15 protein-coding genes are annotated in these 14,825 nt (G+C 70.8%); 14 read left to right on the top strand and 1 reads right to left on the bottom strand.

The genetic code is table 11. From position 1 onward, the window contains the following. Positions 1-32 precede the first annotated feature (32 nt). The 3 genes from ACP7TJ_RS05060 (at position 33) to nusB (ending at position 2,210) form a co-directional block, all read left to right on the top strand. On the top strand, positions 33-1,139 hold the full coding sequence (locus ACP7TJ_RS05060) for an aminopeptidase P family protein (protein WP_093768277.1): 1,107 nt from the start codon (positions 33-35) through the stop codon (positions 1,137-1,139). 70 nt (positions 1,140-1,209) lie between these two features. Further along, positions 1,210-1,776 carry an elongation factor P gene (efp, locus tag ACP7TJ_RS05055; protein WP_006131211.1) on the top strand — a complete coding sequence of 189 codons (567 nt, stop codon included), beginning with the start codon at positions 1,210-1,212 and terminating at the stop codon, positions 1,774-1,776. Between the two features lie 2 nt (positions 1,777-1,778). Next, positions 1,779-2,210, top strand: coding sequence for a transcription antitermination factor NusB (gene nusB / locus ACP7TJ_RS05050; RefSeq protein WP_093768276.1), 432 nt, complete (start codon positions 1,779-1,781; stop codon positions 2,208-2,210). 168 nt (positions 2,211-2,378) lie between these two features. Here the strand turns inward: nusB and bldD are convergent, their stop codons facing one another. Continuing rightward, positions 2,379-2,882: a transcriptional regulator BldD gene (gene bldD, locus ACP7TJ_RS05045; RefSeq protein WP_006131213.1), complete on the bottom strand. Its 504-nt coding sequence runs from the start codon at positions 2,880-2,882 to the stop codon at positions 2,379-2,381. A gap of 262 nt (positions 2,883-3,144) precedes the next feature. On the opposite strand from bldD, the gene pyrR reads away from it, so the two are divergent. The 11 genes from pyrR (at position 3,145) to rpoZ (ending at position 14,725) form a co-directional block, all read left to right on the top strand. Next, on the top strand, positions 3,145-3,729 hold the full coding sequence (gene pyrR / locus ACP7TJ_RS05040) for a bifunctional pyr operon transcriptional regulator/uracil phosphoribosyltransferase PyrR (protein ID WP_167744001.1): 585 nt from the start codon (positions 3,145-3,147) through the stop codon (positions 3,727-3,729). Between the two features lie 106 nt (positions 3,730-3,835). Further along, positions 3,836-4,831: an aspartate carbamoyltransferase catalytic subunit gene (locus tag ACP7TJ_RS05035; RefSeq protein ID WP_167744000.1), complete on the top strand. Its 996-nt coding sequence runs from the start codon at positions 3,836-3,838 to the stop codon at positions 4,829-4,831. Positions 4,832-4,835: 4 nt separating this feature from the next. Then, positions 4,836-6,122 (top strand): dihydroorotase, encoded by a 1,287-nt coding sequence (locus tag ACP7TJ_RS05030; RefSeq protein ID WP_427762278.1) that lies wholly within the window; start codon positions 4,836-4,838, stop codon positions 6,120-6,122. Next, positions 6,119-6,679 (top strand): hypothetical protein, encoded by a 561-nt coding sequence (locus tag ACP7TJ_RS05025; protein ID WP_093768272.1) that lies wholly within the window; start codon positions 6,119-6,121, stop codon positions 6,677-6,679. Before ACP7TJ_RS05030 ends, ACP7TJ_RS05025 begins: the two co-directional genes overlap by 4 nt. Then, a complete protein-coding gene (carA, locus tag ACP7TJ_RS05020) occupies positions 6,676-7,818 on the top strand; it encodes a glutamine-hydrolyzing carbamoyl-phosphate synthase small subunit (protein ID WP_427762276.1) in 1,143 nt (380 codons plus the stop codon). The genes ACP7TJ_RS05025 and carA overlap by 4 nt, the downstream gene beginning before the upstream one ends. After that, positions 7,811-11,125, top strand: coding sequence for a carbamoyl-phosphate synthase large subunit (gene carB, locus ACP7TJ_RS05015; RefSeq protein ID WP_167743999.1), 3,315 nt, complete (start codon positions 7,811-7,813; stop codon positions 11,123-11,125). The genes carA and carB overlap by 8 nt, the downstream gene beginning before the upstream one ends. A gap of 48 nt (positions 11,126-11,173) precedes the next feature. Beyond that, positions 11,174-12,280 (top strand): quinone-dependent dihydroorotate dehydrogenase, encoded by a 1,107-nt coding sequence (locus tag ACP7TJ_RS05010; protein ID WP_193459257.1) that lies wholly within the window; start codon positions 11,174-11,176, stop codon positions 12,278-12,280. Then, positions 12,277-13,122, top strand: a complete 846-nt coding sequence (pyrF, locus tag ACP7TJ_RS05005) for an orotidine-5'-phosphate decarboxylase (protein ID WP_093768268.1) — start codon at positions 12,277-12,279, stop codon at positions 13,120-13,122. Before ACP7TJ_RS05010 ends, pyrF begins: the two co-directional genes overlap by 4 nt. Before the next feature lie 290 nt (positions 13,123-13,412). Continuing rightward, positions 13,413-13,736 carry an integration host factor gene (locus tag ACP7TJ_RS05000; RefSeq protein WP_003977346.1) on the top strand — a complete coding sequence of 108 codons (324 nt, stop codon included), beginning with the start codon at positions 13,413-13,415 and terminating at the stop codon, positions 13,734-13,736. Between the two features lie 60 nt (positions 13,737-13,796). Beyond that, the gene (gmk, locus tag ACP7TJ_RS04995) at positions 13,797-14,390 is read left to right on the top strand and encodes a guanylate kinase (RefSeq protein WP_093768267.1); all 594 of its coding nucleotides are present in this window, start codon (positions 13,797-13,799) and stop codon (positions 14,388-14,390) included. 62 nt (positions 14,391-14,452) lie between these two features. Next, positions 14,453-14,725: a DNA-directed RNA polymerase subunit omega gene (gene rpoZ / locus ACP7TJ_RS04990; protein WP_006131222.1), complete on the top strand. Its 273-nt coding sequence runs from the start codon at positions 14,453-14,455 to the stop codon at positions 14,723-14,725. Positions 14,726-14,825 lie beyond the last annotated feature (100 nt).

Here is a 14,825-nt window from a genome sequence, read left to right as displayed (position 1 = left end):
CGACATCCCGCCGCGGCTCCTAGGCTCGAATCATGTCTGAGGTCTACGCGGTCCGCCGGACGCGCCTCCGGGATCACTGCAACGCGAGCGGCAGCACCGCCGCGCTGGTGTCCCGGCCCGCCAACGTCCGCTACCTGTCCGGCGCCGCCCCCGGGAACGCCGTGCTGCTGCTCGGCAGGACCGAGGACGTACTGGTGTGCGCGGAGCCCCCGGACGACCGCATCCCGCACAACCGTCCCGACGAGGCCCTGCGCCTGCACGTCATGACCGGCATCGGCGGCGACCCCGCCGTGGAGGCCGCCGCCCTCGCTCTCGCCCAGGGCGTCGACGCCCTCGCCGTGGAGGAGCACCACCTCACCGTCACCCGGCACCGCGCGATCCGCGAGACGGCCCCCCGGCTGCGCCTCACCGGCGTCGGCGGCGCGGTCGAACAGCTCCGTGTGGTCAAGGACGAGGAGGAGATCTCCTGTCTGCGCATCGGTGCGGAGATCGCCGACCAGGCCCTGGGCGAACTCCTGGAGTCCATCCTGGTCGGCCGCACCGAACGCCACCTCGCCCTGGAACTGGAGCGCCGCCTGGTCGACCACGGCGCCGACGGTCCGGCCTTCCCCACCTCGGTCGCCACCGGCCCCAACGCCGGCCGCCCCGGCCACCGCCCCACCGACCGCCGGGTGGAGGAGGGCGACTTCCTCTCCGTCTGCCTCGGCGCCACCTACCGCGGCTACCGCTGCGAGATCGGCCGCACCTTCGTCATCGGCACCGCCCCGGCCGACTGGCAGATCGAGCTGTACGACCTGGTGTTCTCCGCCCAGCGCGCGGGACGCGAATCCCTGGTGCCCGGCGCCGCATGCCGTGACGTGGACCGTGCGGCCCGCCAGGTGCTGGACTCCGCCGGGTACGCGGAGGCGCTTCCGGTCCTCACCGGTCACGGCGTCGGACTGGAAATCGACGAGGACCCTCAATTGACCCCGGCGGCCATGGGTAAACTGGACGCTTGCGTGCCGGTCACCGTCGAGCCGGGGGTCCACCTCCCCGGCCGGGGCGGGGTCCGGATCGATGACACGCTCGTCGTGCGCCCCGAGGCGGACGGCGGACCCGAGCTACTCACCATCACGACCAAGGAGCTGCTCGCGCTCTAGCCTCGCGCAGTGCGCCTGCCTTCGCCCCGGCCGTCGTCCACGTCAGTCCAGTCCAGGAGATTCCGCAACCGTGGCTTCCACGAACGACCTCAAGAACGGCATGGTGCTCAAGCTCGAAGGCGGCCAGCTCTGGTCCGTCGTCGAGTTCCAGCACGTCAAGCCCGGCAAGGGCCCGGCCTTCGTGCGCACCAAGCTCAAGAACGTGCTCTCCGGCAAGGTCGTCGACAAGACCTTCAACGCCGGCGTCAAGGTCGAAACGGCCACCGTCGACAAGCGCGACATGCAGTTCTCCTACATGGACGGCGACTACTTCGTCTTCATGGACATGGAGACCTACGACCAGCTCATGGTCGACCGCAAGGCCGTCGGCGACGCCGCCAACTTCCTCGTCGAGGGCTTCACCGCCACCGTCGCCCAGCACGAGGGCGAGGTGCTCTTCGTCGAGCTGCCGGCCGCCGTCGAGCTGACCATCCAGGAGACGGAGCCCGGCGTCCAGGGCGACCGCTCCACCGGCGGCACCAAGCCCGCCACGCTGGAGACCGGCCACCAGATCCAGGTCCCGCTCTTCATCACCACCGGTGAGAAGATCAAGGTCGACACCCGTACGAGCGACTACCTCGGCCGGGTGAACAGCTAACCGTGGCTGCCCGCAACACGGCCCGCAAGCGCGCCTTCCAGATCATCTTCGAGGGCGACCAGCGCGGCACCGAGGTCCTGACGGTCCTCGCCGACTGGATCCGGCACTCCCGGACGGACACCCGGCAGCCGCCGGTGAGCGAGTACACGATGCAGCTCGTCGAGGGCTACGCGGAGCACGCGAAGCGGATCGACGAGCTGATCGCCCAGTACTCGGTCGGCTGGACGCTCGACCGGATGCCGGTCGTGGACCGCTCCATCCTGCGGCTCGGCGCGTACGAGCTGATCTGGGTCGACGAGACTCCGGACGCGGTCGTGCTGGACGAGATGGTGCAGCTGGCGAAGGAGTTCTCCACGGACGAGTCCCCCTCGTTCGTGAACGGCCTCCTCGGCCGCCTGAAGGAACTCAAGCCGTCCCTGCGCCGCGACCAGTAAGCCGCCCGTCGGTAAGCGCCCCTCAGGGGCGCGGGGAACTGCGCGCTCAGCGCTGGACGGCCCGCGGCCGACGACGAAACGCGGTCGGCAGACGAAAAAACCGCCGGGGTGCGGGAACCACAAGGTTCCCGCACCCCGGCGGCACGTTTCTGCGCCCCCGCGGAGCGCCTACGCGTCCTCGTGGGACGCCACCGCACGGCGCGCGTCCGCGTCCAGCACGCCCCAGCTGATCAGCTGCTCGGTGAGGACCGAGGGCGACTGGTCGTAGATCACGGCGAGCGTGCGCAGGTCGTCCTGGCGGATCGACAGCACCTTGCCGTTGTAGTCACCGCGCTGCGACTGGATCGTCGCCGCGTAGCGCTGGAGCGGGCCCGCCTTCTCGGCCGGCACCGTGGCCAGCCGCTCCAGGTCCAGGACCAGCTTCGGCGGCGGCTCGGCGGCGCCGCCCGGGGTGGTGCCCGGCAGCAGCTCCTGCACCGGGACGCCGTAGAAGTCCGCCAGCTCCGCAAGGCGCTGCACGGTCACGGCGCGGTCGCCGCGCTCGTACGAACCGACCACGACCGCCTTCCAGCGGCCCTGGGACTTCTCCTCGACACCGTGGAGGGAAAGGCCCTGCTGGGTGCGGATCGCCCGGAGCTTGGCCCCGAGCTGTTTGGCGTATTCGCTGGACATATAGCTCCCCGGCACTGTGTCGACGCGGATGGCTGGATTCCATGCCGCGCGGCTGGTAACTCACTGTGAGGTTACGCAGCGTTACTCTCGTGCGTCAAGCCGAATGGTCCACACCGACTCTTCCGTGGTAGCGAAGATCGGCTGCTCCATCCGGGTGATCAGGGGTGTCGCTGCGGCCCGAGAACGACCTGCTAGCCTGAGGAACGCAATCCGACGTCCTTTAAGGTCCGTCCCGTGAGGCGGAGAAGGAGGTCCGTTTCGTATGGACACGCAGGACCCGCAGCCGCCGCCCACGTCGCACGCGGACGCACGGCCCGTACTCGAGGCCCCCGACATCGCGCGGGTCATGACCCGCATCGCCCACGAGATCGTCGAGCGCGCCAAGGGCGCCGACGACGTGGTGCTCCTCGGCATCCCGACCCGGGGCGTCTTCCTCGCCCGGCGGCTCGCCGACAAGCTCGAGCAGATCACCGAGCGCAAGGTTCCGGTCGGCTCGCTCGACATCACCATGTACCGCGACGACCTGCGCATGCAGCCGCCGCGTGCGCTGGCCCGCACCGAGATCCCCGGTGACGGCATCGACGGCAAGCTCGTCGTCCTCGTCGACGACGTGCTCTTCTCCGGCCGCACCATCCGCGCCGCCCTCGACGCGCTGAACGACATCGGCCGCCCCCGCGCGGTCCAGCTGGCCGTGCTCGTCGACCGCGGCCACCGCGAACTGCCCATCCGCGCCGACTACGTCGGCAAGAACCTTCCCACGTCGCTGCGGGAGACGGTCAAGGTCCTGCTCGCCGAGGAGGACGGCCGCGACACCGTGCTGCTCGGCGCCAAGCAGACCCCCCAGTAGCACCGCGAAGCGCACGCCGGACGGGTGTGCGCCGGCGCGGCACGCCCACGCGCGTACCCGTCTGCCCGTTTTCGCCTCATTGAACTGCCTTTACGGAGCCTGACAGATGCAGCGTCATCTCATCTCGGCCGCCGACCTCACCCGCGACGACGCCGTCCTCATCCTCGACACCGCCGAGGAGATGGCCCGGGTGGCCGACCGGCCGATCAAGAAACTCCCCACCCTGCGCGGCCGTACCGTCGTCAACCTCTTCTTCGAGGACTCCACCCGCACCCGGATCTCCTTCGAGGCCGCCGAGAAGCGGCTGTCCGCGGACGTCATCAACTTCTCCGCCAAGGGCTCCAGCGTCTCCAAGGGCGAGTCCTTGAAGGACACCGCCCAGACCCTGGAGGCCATGGGCGTCGACGCGGTCGTCATCCGGCACGGCGCCTCCGGCGCCCCCTACCGGCTCGCCACGTCCGGCTGGATCGACGCCCACGTCATCAACGCCGGAGACGGCACCCACCAGCACCCCACCCAGGCGCTGCTCGACGCGTTCACCATGCGGCGCCGGCTCGTCGGCCGGGACGCCGGGCTCGGCCAGGACCTGAACGGCCGCCGCATCACCCTCGTCGGCGACGTCCTGCACAGCCGGGTCGCCCGGTCCAACGTCGACCTGCTGCACACCCTCGGCGCCGAGGTCACGCTCGTCGCCCCGCCCACCCTGCTCCCGGTCGGCGTCGAGACCTGGCCCTGCGAGGTCTCCTACGACCTGGACTCCACGCTGCCCAAGTCCGACGCGGTGATGATGCTGCGCGTCCAGCGCGAGCGGATGAACGCCGCGTTCTTCCCCACCGAGCGCGAGTACTCCCGCCGCTACGGCCTCGACGGCGACCGCATGGCGCGGATGCCGGGGCACGCGATCGTGATGCACCCCGGCCCGATGGTCCGCGGCATGGAGATCACCGCCGAGGTCGCCGACTCCGACCGCTGCACCGTCGTCGAACAGGTCACCAACGGCGTCTCCATCCGGATGGCCGTCCTCTACCTGCTGCTCGGCGGAGCCGAGTTCCAGACGGCCGGCACGCCCGCCGCCCCCGCCCGTACCGCCGAGGAGAACTGAGACGATGAGCAAGACCCTGATCCGTGGTGCGAAGGTGCTCGGCGGCGAGCCGCAGGACGTGCTGATCGACGGCGGGACCGTCGCCGAGGTGGGCAGCGGGCTGTCCGCCGAGGGCGCCGAGGTCGTCGAGGCCGGCGGCAAGGTGCTGCTGCCGGGCCTGGTCGACCTGCACACCCATCTGCGCGAGCCCGGCCGCGAGGACTCCGAGACCGTGCTGACCGGCACCCGCGCCGCCGCGAGCGGCGGCTACACCGCCGTGTTCGCCATGGCCAACACCTTCCCGGTCGCCGACACCGCCGGCGTCGTCGAGCAGGTCTGGCGGCTCGGAATGGAGCACGGCTACTGCGACGTGCAGCCGATCGGCGCCGTCACCGTCGGCCTGGAGGGGAAGAAGCTCGCCGAGCTGGGCGCGATGCACGAGTCCGCGGCCGGCGTCACCGTCTTCTCCGACGACGGCAAGTGCGTCCACGACGCCGTGATCATGCGCCGCGCCCTGGAGTACGTGAAGGCCTTCGACGGCGTCGTCGCCCAGCACGCCCAGGAGCCCCGCCTCACCGAGGGCGCCCAGATGAACGAGGGCGTCGTCTCCGCCGAGCTGGGCCTCGGCGGCTGGCCGGCCGTCGCGGAGGAGTCGGTCATCGCCCGCGACGTGCTGCTCGCCGACCACGTCGGCTCCCGCGTCCACATCTGCCACCTGTCGACCGCCGGCTCCGTGGAGATCGTCCGCTGGGCCAAGTCCCGCGGCATCCGCGTCACCGCCGAGGTCACCCCGCACCACCTGCTCCTCACCGACGAGCTGGTGCGCTCCTACAACCCGGTCTACAAGGTCAACCCGCCGCTGCGCACCGAGCGCGACGTGCTGGCGCTGCGCGAGGCGCTCGCCGACGGCACCATCGACATCGTCGCCACCGACCACGCCCCGCACCCGCACGAGGACAAGGACTGCGAGTGGGCCGCAGCCGCCATGGGCATGGTCGGCCTGGAGACCGCGCTGTCGGTGGTCCAGGAGACGATGGTCGACACGGGCCTGCTGGACTGGGCCGGCGTCGCCGAGCGCATGTCCTTCACGCCCGCGCGCATCGGCCGCGCCGAGGGCCACGGCCGCCCCGTCTCGGCAGGTGAGCCCGCCAACCTCACCCTCGTCGACACGGCATACCGTGGACCGGTGGACCCCGCGGGCTTCGCCTCGCGCAGCCGCAACACGCCCTACGAGGGCCGCGAGCTGCCGGGCCGTGTCACCCACACCTGGCTCCGGGGCAAGGCCACGCTCGTCGACGGGAAGCTCACGTGACATCTCTCCTCCTGCTGGCCGCCGAGAAGGAATCGGCGGAAGTGACCGACTGGGCCGCCCGGATCGGCTGGGTCGTCGGCCTCGCCCTCTTCGTCGCGCTCGTCTACTGGCTGATGCGCGAGGGCTGGAAGTGGCGCGGCACGCTCCAGAGCGACCTGCCGGAGCTGCACAGCGCGCCGGACGACCCCGGCCCGGCGACACTGACCATGAGCGGCCGCTACCACGGCTCCACCACGGCCGGTCAGTGGCTGGACCGCATCGTGGCGCACGGCCTGGGCACCCGCAGCCGTGCCGAGCTGACGCTCAGCGACGCCGGACTGGACGTCGTGCGCCCCGGCGCGGACGACTTCTTCGTCCCGGCGGACGCGCTGCGCGAGGCCCGGCTCGACAAGGGCATCGCCGGCAAGGTCCTCACCGAGGGCGGCCTGCTGGTGATCACCTGGCAGCACGGCGACCGGCTCATCGACTCCGGTTTCCGCTCCGACCACGCGGCGGAGCACACCGAGTGGGTCGAGGCCCTCACGAACATGATCAACAAGACGGAAGGCGCACGATGACAACCTCCACCAGGGGAGCCGCCAAGGTTCCCGCCGTACTCGTCCTGGAGGACGGCCGGATCTTCCGGGGCCGTGCCTACGGGGCGGTGGGGGAGACCTTCGGCGAAGCGGTGTTCTCCACCGGCATGACCGGCTACCAGGAGACCCTCACCGACCCTTCGTACCACCGCCAGGTCGTGGTGATGACCGCCCCGCACGTCGGCAACACCGGCGTCAACGACGAGGACGCCGAGTCCCGGCGGATCTGGGTCTCCGGCTACGTCGTGCGCGACCCCGCGCGCGTGCCGTCCAGCTGGCGCTCCCGCCGCACCCTCGACGAGGAGCTGGCCGCCCAGGGCATCGTCGGCATCAGCGGCGTCGACACCCGCGCCCTCACCCGCCACCTGCGCGAGCGCGGCGCCATGCGCGTCGGCATCTTCTCCGGCAACGCCCTGCCCGACGAGGGCACCATGCTCGCCGAGGTCCGCCAGGCTCCCGAGATGAAGGGCGCCGACCTCTCCGCCGAGGTGGCCACCAAGGAGGCGTACGTCGTCCCCGCGCAGGGCGAGAAGAAGTTCACCGTCGCCGCCGTCGACCTCGGCATCAAGGGCATGACCCCGTACCGGATGGCCGAGCGCGGCATCGAGGTGCACGTGCTGCCCGCCACCGCCACCGTCGACGACGTGTACGCGGTGGACCCGGACGGCGTGTTCTTCTCCAACGGCCCCGGCGACCCCGCCACCGCCGACCACGCCGTCTCCGTGATGCGGGGCGTGCTGGAGCGCGGCACCCCCCTGTTCGGCATCTGCTTCGGCAACCAGATCCTCGGCCGCGCCCTCGGCTTCGGCACCTACAAGCTGAAGTACGGCCACCGCGGCATCAACCAGCCGGTGCAGGACCGCACGACCGGCAAGGTCGAGGTCACCGCGCACAACCACGGCTTCGCCGTCGACGCCCCGCTCGACAAGGTCTCCGACACCCCGTTCGGCCGCGCCGAGGTGTCCCACGTCTGCCTCAACGACAACGTGGTGGAGGGCCTCCAGCTGCTCGACAAGCCGGCCTTCAGCGTCCAGTACCACCCCGAAGCGGCCGCGGGCCCGCACGACGCCGCCTACCTGTTCGACCGCTTCGTCTCCCTGATGGAGGGCCAGCGTGCCTAAGCGCACCGATATCCAGTCCGTCCTGGTCATCGGCTCCGGCCCGATCGTCATCGGCCAGGCCGCGGAGTTCGACTACTCCGGCACCCAGGCGTGCCGCGTGCTCAAGGCCGAGGGCCTGCGCGTGATCCTGGTCAACTCCAACCCGGCGACGATCATGACCGACCCGGAGATCGCCGACGCGACCTACGTCGAGCCGATCACGCCCGAGTTCGTCGAGAAGATCATCGCCAAGGAGCAGCCGGACGCGCTGCTGCCCACCCTGGGCGGCCAGACGGCCCTCAACACGGCGATCTCCCTGCACGAGAACGGCGTCCTCGACAAGTACGGCGTCGAGCTGATCGGCGCCAACGTCGAGGCGATCCACAAGGGCGAGGACCGCGACCTGTTCAAGGAGGTCGTGGAGGAGGTCCGCAAGAAGATCGGGCACGGTGAGTCCGCCCGGTCCTACATCTGCCACTCCATGGACGACGTCCTCAAGGGCGTCGAGGAGCTCGGCGGCTACCCGGTCGTCGTCCGCCCGTCGTTCACCATGGGCGGCGCCGGCTCCGGCTTCGCACACGACGAGGAGGAACTGCGCCGCATCGCCGGCCAGGGCCTCACCCTCTCGCCGACCACCGAGGTGCTCCTTGAGGAGTCCATCCTCGGCTGGAAGGAGTACGAGCTGGAGCTGATGCGCGACAAGCACGACAACGTCGTGGTCGTCTGCTCCATCGAGAACTTCGACCCCATGGGCGTGCACACCGGCGACTCCATCACCGTGGCGCCCGCGATGACGCTGACCGACCGCGAGTACCAGGTGCTGCGCGACGTCGGCATCGCGATCATCCGCGAGGTCGGCGTCGACACCGGCGGCTGCAACATCCAGTTCGCGGTGAACCCCGAGGACGGCCGGGTCATCGTCATCGAGATGAACCCGCGCGTGTCCCGCTCCTCGGCCCTCGCCTCCAAGGCGACCGGCTTCCCGATCGCCAAGATCGCCGCCAAGCTCGCCGTCGGCTACACCCTGGACGAGATCCCGAACGACATCACGCAGGAGACCCCGGCCTCCTTCGAGCCGACGCTCGACTACGTGGTCGTGAAGGCCCCGCGGTTCGCCTTCGAGAAGTTCCCCAGCGCCGACTCCACCCTCACCACCACCATGAAGTCGGTCGGCGAGGCCATGGCCATCGGCCGCAACTTCACCGAGGCGTTCCAGAAGGCGCTGCGCTCGCTGGAGAAGAAGGGCAGCCAGTTCACCTTCACCGGCGAGCCCGGCGACAAGGACGAGCTGCTGCGCGAGGCGGTCCGCCCCACCGACGGCCGCATCAACGCCGTCATGCAGGCCATCCGCGCGGGCGCCACCCCCGAGGAGGTCTTCGAGGCCACCAAGATCGACCCGTGGTTCGTCGACCAGCTCTTCCTCATCAAGGAGACCGCCGACGAGCTGGCCGAGGCCCCGGAGCTCACCCCCGACCTGCTCGCCGAGGCCAAGCGGCACGGCTTCTCCGACCAGCAGATCGGTGAGATCCGCGGCCTGCGCGAGGACGTGGTCCGCGAGGTGCGGCACGCGCTCGGCATCCGTCCGGTCTACAAGACGGTCGACACCTGCGCCGCCGAGTTCGCCGCGAAGACGCCGTACTTCTACTCCTCCTACGACGAGGAGACCGAGGTCGCGCCGCGCGAGAAGCCCGCAGTGATCATCCTGGGCTCCGGCCCCAACCGCATCGGCCAGGGCATCGAGTTCGACTACTCCTGCGTCCACGCCTCCTTCGCGCTCCGCGACGCCGGCTACGAGACCGTGATGGTCAACTGCAACCCGGAGACCGTCTCCACCGACTACGACACCTCCGACCGGCTCTACTTCGAGCCGCTCACCCTGGAGGACGTCCTGGAGATCGTCCACGCCGAGCAGCAGGCGGGGCCGGTCGCGGGCGTGATCGTCCAGCTCGGCGGCCAGACCCCGCTGGGCCTGTCCCAGGCGCTCAAGGACAACGGCGTGCCGGTCGTGGGCACCTCCCCGGAGGCCATCCACGCCGCCGAGGACCGCGGCGCCTTCGGCCGGGTCCTCAAGGAGGCCGGCCTGCCCGCCCCCAAGCACGGCACCGCCACCACCTTCGCCGAGGCCAAGGCCATCGCCGACGAGATCGGCTACCCGGTCCTCGTCCGCCCGTCCTACGTGCTCGGCGGACGCGGCATGGAGATCGTCTACGACGAGAACCGTCTGGAGGCGTACATCGCCGAGTCGACCGAGATCAGCCCCTCCCGGCCGGTCCTCGTCGACCGCTTCCTCGACGACGCCATCGAGATCGACGTCGACGCCCTCTACGACGGCGAGGAGCTCTACCTCGGCGGCGTCATGGAGCACATCGAGGAGGCCGGCATCCACTCCGGCGACTCGGCGTGCGCCCTGCCCCCGATCACCCTCGGCGGCTTCGACATCAAGCGGCTGCGCGCCTCCACCGAGGCCATCGCCAAGGGCGTCGGCGTGCGCGGACTGATCAACATCCAGTTCGCCCTGGCCGGGGACATCCTCTACGTCCTCGAGGCCAACCCGCGCGCCTCCCGCACCGTCCCCTTCACCTCGAAGGCGACCGCGGTGCCGCTCGCCAAGGCCGCCGCGCGCGTCTCGCTCGGCACCACCATCGCCGAGCTGCGCGCCGAGGGCCTGCTCCCGGCCACCGGCGACGGCGGCGAACTGCCGCTGGACGCGCCGATCTCCGTCAAGGAGGCCGTGATGCCGTGGTCCCGCTTCCGGGACATCCACGGCCGCGGCGTCGACACGGTCCTCGGCCCGGAGATGCGCTCCACCGGCGAGGTCATGGGCATCGACAGCGTCTTCGGCACGGCCTACGCCAAGTCGCAGGCCGGCGCCTACGGCCCGCTGCCCACCAAGGGCCGCGCCTTCATCTCGGTCGCCAACCGCGACAAGCGCTCGATGATCTTCCCGGCGCGCGAGCTGGTGGCGCACGGCTTCGAGCTGCTCGCCACCTCCGGCACCGCCGAGGTCCTCAAGCGCAACGGCATCAAGGCCACGGTCGTGCGTAAGCAGTTCGAGGGCACCGGCCCGAACGGCGAGAAGACCATCGTCCAGCTCATCCACGACGGCGAGGTCGACCTCATCGTCAACACCCCGTACGGCACGGGCGGCCGGCTCGACGGCTACGAGATCCGCACCGCGGCCGTGGCCCGCTCGGTGCCCTGCCTGACCACGGTCCAGGCGCTCGCCGCCGCGGTCCAGGGCATCGACGCGCTCAACCGGGGCGACGTGGGAGTCCGCTCGCTCCAGGAACACGCGGAACATCTGACCGCGGCCCGCGAGGACCAGTAGCCCCCAGGGGGACACCGGAAACGGTGTCCCCCTCTCCATGAGGACACCATGTACAGGATTCTCTTCACCCTGCTCTTCTCGCGGATGGACCCGGAGGAGGCCCACCACCTGGCCTTCCGGTGGATCCGCCGCGTCGCCCGCGTGCCGGTCCTGCGCACCTTCGTCGCCGCGGTGCTCGCCCCCCGGTACGAGGAACTGCGCACCGAGGCCCTCGGACTGCGCCTGCACAGCCCCTTCGGGCTGGCCGCCGGCTTCGACAAGAACGCCGTCGGCATCGACGGCCTGGCGATGCTCGGCTTCGACCACGTCGAGATCGGCACCGTGACCGGCGAACCGCAGCCCGGCAACCCCAGGAAGCGGCTGTTCCGGCTGGTCCCCGACCGCGCGCTGATCAACCGCATGGGCTTCAACAACGACGGCTCGCTCGCCGTCGCCGCCCGCCTGGCCTCGCGCAGGCCGGTGTTCCGGACGGTCGTGGGCGTCAACATCGGCAAGACCAAGGTCGTCCCGGAGGCCGAGGCAGCCGCCGACTACGTGAAGTCCGCCGAGCGGCTCGCGCCCCACGCCGACTACCTGGTGGTCAACGTCTCCAGTCCCAACACCCCGGGCCTGCGCAGCCTCCAGGCCGTGGACCAGCTCCGCCCGCTGCTCACCGCCGTGCGCGAGGCCGCCGACCGCGCGGTCCCGGCGCGCCGGGTGCCGCTCCTGGTGAAGATCGCCCCCGACCTGGCCGACGAGGACGTCGACGCCGTCGCCGACCTGGCCGTGGAGCTCGGCCTCGACGGCATCATCGCCACCAACACCACCATCGCCCGCGAGGGCCTCGGCCTGACCTCCGACCCGGCCCTGGTCCAGGAGACCGGCGGACTCTCCGGCGCGCCCCTCAAGGCCCGCTCGCTGGACGTGCTGCGCCGCCTCTACGCGCGCGTGGGCGACCGGATCACCCTGGTCGGCGTCGGCGGCATCGAGAACGCCGAGGACGCCTGGCAGCGCGTCCTGGCCGGTGCCACGCTGGTCCAGGGGTACAGCGCCTTCGTCTACCAGGGACCCCTCTGGGCCCGTTCCATCCACAAGGGGCTCGCCGCGCGGCTGCGCACCAGCCCCTACGCCACGCTCGCCGACGCGGTGGGCGCCGATGTGAGGACCTCCGCATGACCGGACTCGAACCCTTCGGCGCACGGCTGCGCCGCGCGATGGACGAGCGGGGCCCCCTGTGCGTGGGCATCGACCCGCACGCCTCCCTGCTGGCCGAGTGGGGCCTGGGCGACGACGTCGACGGCCTGGAGCGCTTCAGCCGCACCGTCGTCGAGGCCGTGGCCGGCCGGGTCGCCGTGCTCAAGCCGCAGAGCGCCTTCTTCGAGCGGTTCGGCTCGCGCGGCGTCGCCGTGCTGGAGACCACCGTGCGGGAGGCCCGGGAGGCCGGGGCGCTGGTCGTCATGGACGCCAAGCGCGGCGACATCGGCTCCACCATGGCCGCCTACGCGGAGGCGTTCCTGCACCAGGACGCGCCGCTGTTCTCCGACGCGCTCACCGTCTCGCCATACCTCGGCTACGGCTCGCTGAGCCCCGCCGTCGCGCTGGCGAGGGAGTCCGGCGCCGGACTGTTCGTGCTGGCGCTGACCTCCAACCCGGAGGGCGGCGAGGTGCAGCACGCGGTGCGGGCCGACGGGCGCACGGTCGGGGCGACGGTCCTCGGCCACCTCGCGCTGGAGAACGCGGGGGAGGAGCCGCTCGGCTCGTTCGGCGCGGTCGTCGGCGCCACCCTCGGCGACCTGTCCTCGTACGACCTCGACATGGGCGGGCCGATCCTCGCGCCCGGCATCGGGGCGCAGGGGGCGACGCCGGCGGACCTCCCGGCGGTGTTCGGGCGCGCGGTGCGCAACGTGGTGCCGAACGTCAGCCGCGGGGTGTTGCGCCACGGTCCCGACACGGTCGCTCTGCGTGACGCCGCGGAGCGGTTCGCGGACGAGATCCGCGCCGCGCTGACGTCCGCCTGAGAGGGCTCACCGAGGGACTCCGTGGTCGTCGGACTGTGGATACACCCTCAAATCCGAGGAATTATGTCCTAAATGTCCGGCCTGACGGAGGCTGACCAGGACTTTTCCGCTGTTCTCGCTGACTCAGAGCCCGTGGGCCGCTAGTCTCCGACGAGTGGGGGTACCTCCCACGCCTTCAAGGCAGTGGGGGAGAACGGGCGGCACGTGTTGCTCGTGGCTCCCCAGGTGTGGGGCGACTAGGTTCCTCACCGGTCCGTATCCGACAGTTCGACATCCGAGGTGACGTAGGCGTGGCTCTTCCGCCCCTTACCCCTGAACAGCGCGCAGCCGCGCTCGAAAAGGCCGCCGCGGCTCGCCGGGAGCGGGCCGAGGTCAAGAATCGACTCAAGCACTCCGGCGCCTCCCTGCACGAGGTCATCAAGCAGGGCCAGGAGAACGACGTCATCGGCAAGATGAAGGTCTCCGCCCTGCTCGAGTCCCTGCCGGGCGTGGGCAAGGTCCGCGCCAAGCAGATCATGGAGCGTCTGGGGATCTCCGAGAGCCGCCGCGTGCGGGGTCTCGGGTCGAACCAGATCGCCTCCCTGGAGCGCGAGTTCGGCAGCACCGGCTCCTGAGTCACGGGCGGTCCGGGACCGGCGTCCCGGACACCTCGCGATTGCTGGAATAATCGCCGCATGGCTGCAACACCCCGGGGGGCGACCCCCGTACCCCCGGACGAACGTCCGCGACTGACCGTGCTCTCCGGCCCCTCCGGGGTCGGTAAGAGCACGGTCGTCGGGCATATGCGCAAGGAACACCCCGAGGTCTGGCTCTCGGTGTCGGCGACGACCCGCAAGCCCCGCCCCGGTGAGCAGCACGGCGTCCATTACTTCTTCGTCACCGACGAGGAGATGGACAAGCTGATCGCCAACGGCGAGCTGCTGGAGTGGGCCGAGTTCGCGGGGAACCGCTACGGCACGCCCCGCGCGGCGGTGCTGGAGCACCTGGAGGCCGGGGTGCCCGTGCTGCTGGAGATCGACCTCCAGGGCGCGCGGCAGGTTCAGGAGTCCATGGCCGACGCCCAGCTGGTGTTCCTGGCCCCGCCCTCCTGGGAGGAGCTGGTGCGCAGGCTCACCGGCCGGGGCACCGAGTCGCCCGAGGTCATCGAGCGCCGGCTGGAGGCCGCGCGGACCGAGCTCGCGGCCGAGCCGGAGTTCGACACGACCCTGGTCAACACCTCCGTCGAGGAGGTCGCTCGCGAGCTGCTAGCCTTGATGAACGTCGTGTGATCGTGGACAACTGTCCGCCGGTCGGAACGACTGAATCTTTCCCATCCATCGGAAGGTAGAGCGTGTCCTCTTCCATCTCCGCGCCCGAGGGCATCATCAACCCGCCGATCGACGAGCTCCTCGAGGCCACGGACTCGAAGTACAGCCTCGTGATCTACGCGGCCAAGCGGGCCCGCCAGATCAACGCGTACTACTCGCAGCTCGGCGAAGGCCTGCTCGAGTACGTCGGTCCTCTCGTCGACACCCACGTCCACGAGAAGCCGCTGTCGATCGCGCTGCGCGAGATCAACGCGGGACTGCTGACCTCCGAGGCCGTCGACGGCCCCAACCAGTGATCGGTCAGTACGTCGTACCATCAGCTCGCAGCTGACTTTTCCACAGGCCCGGCAGCACGTCTGCCGGGCCTGTGGTGTCTCATGGGTGAGGGAAGCAGGA

The organism is Streptomyces sp. DSM 41931 (assembly GCF_050271085.1).
GTDB lineage: Bacteria > Actinomycetota > Actinomycetes > Streptomycetales > Streptomycetaceae > Streptomyces > Streptomyces albogriseolus.
Note: the sequence above shows the minus strand (reverse complement) of the source record. Positions and strands in the feature narration are given on the sequence as shown.

Excerpts from the sequence above, each read along its gene's own strand:
- ACP7TJ_RS05060 (WP_093768277.1), top strand. The coding sequence starts at position 33 with ATGTCTGAGGTCTACGCGGTCCGCCGGACGCGCCTCCGGGATCACTGC.
- bldD (WP_006131213.1), bottom strand. The coding sequence starts at position 2,882 with ATGTCCAGCGAATACGCCAAACAGCTCGGGGCCAAGCTCCGGGCGATC.
- pyrR (WP_167744001.1), top strand. The coding sequence starts at position 3,145 with ATGGACACGCAGGACCCGCAGCCGCCGCCCACGTCGCACGCGGACGCA.
- ACP7TJ_RS05035 (WP_167744000.1), top strand. The coding sequence starts at position 3,836 with ATGCAGCGTCATCTCATCTCGGCCGCCGACCTCACCCGCGACGACGCC.
- ACP7TJ_RS05030 (WP_427762278.1), top strand. The coding sequence starts at position 4,836 with ATGAGCAAGACCCTGATCCGTGGTGCGAAGGTGCTCGGCGGCGAGCCG.
- carA (WP_427762276.1), top strand. The coding sequence starts at position 6,676 with ATGACAACCTCCACCAGGGGAGCCGCCAAGGTTCCCGCCGTACTCGTC.
- ACP7TJ_RS05010 (WP_193459257.1), top strand. The coding sequence starts at position 11,174 with ATGTACAGGATTCTCTTCACCCTGCTCTTCTCGCGGATGGACCCGGAG.
- pyrF (WP_093768268.1), top strand. The coding sequence starts at position 12,277 with ATGACCGGACTCGAACCCTTCGGCGCACGGCTGCGCCGCGCGATGGAC.
- gmk (WP_093768267.1), top strand. The coding sequence starts at position 13,797 with ATGGCTGCAACACCCCGGGGGGCGACCCCCGTACCCCCGGACGAACGT.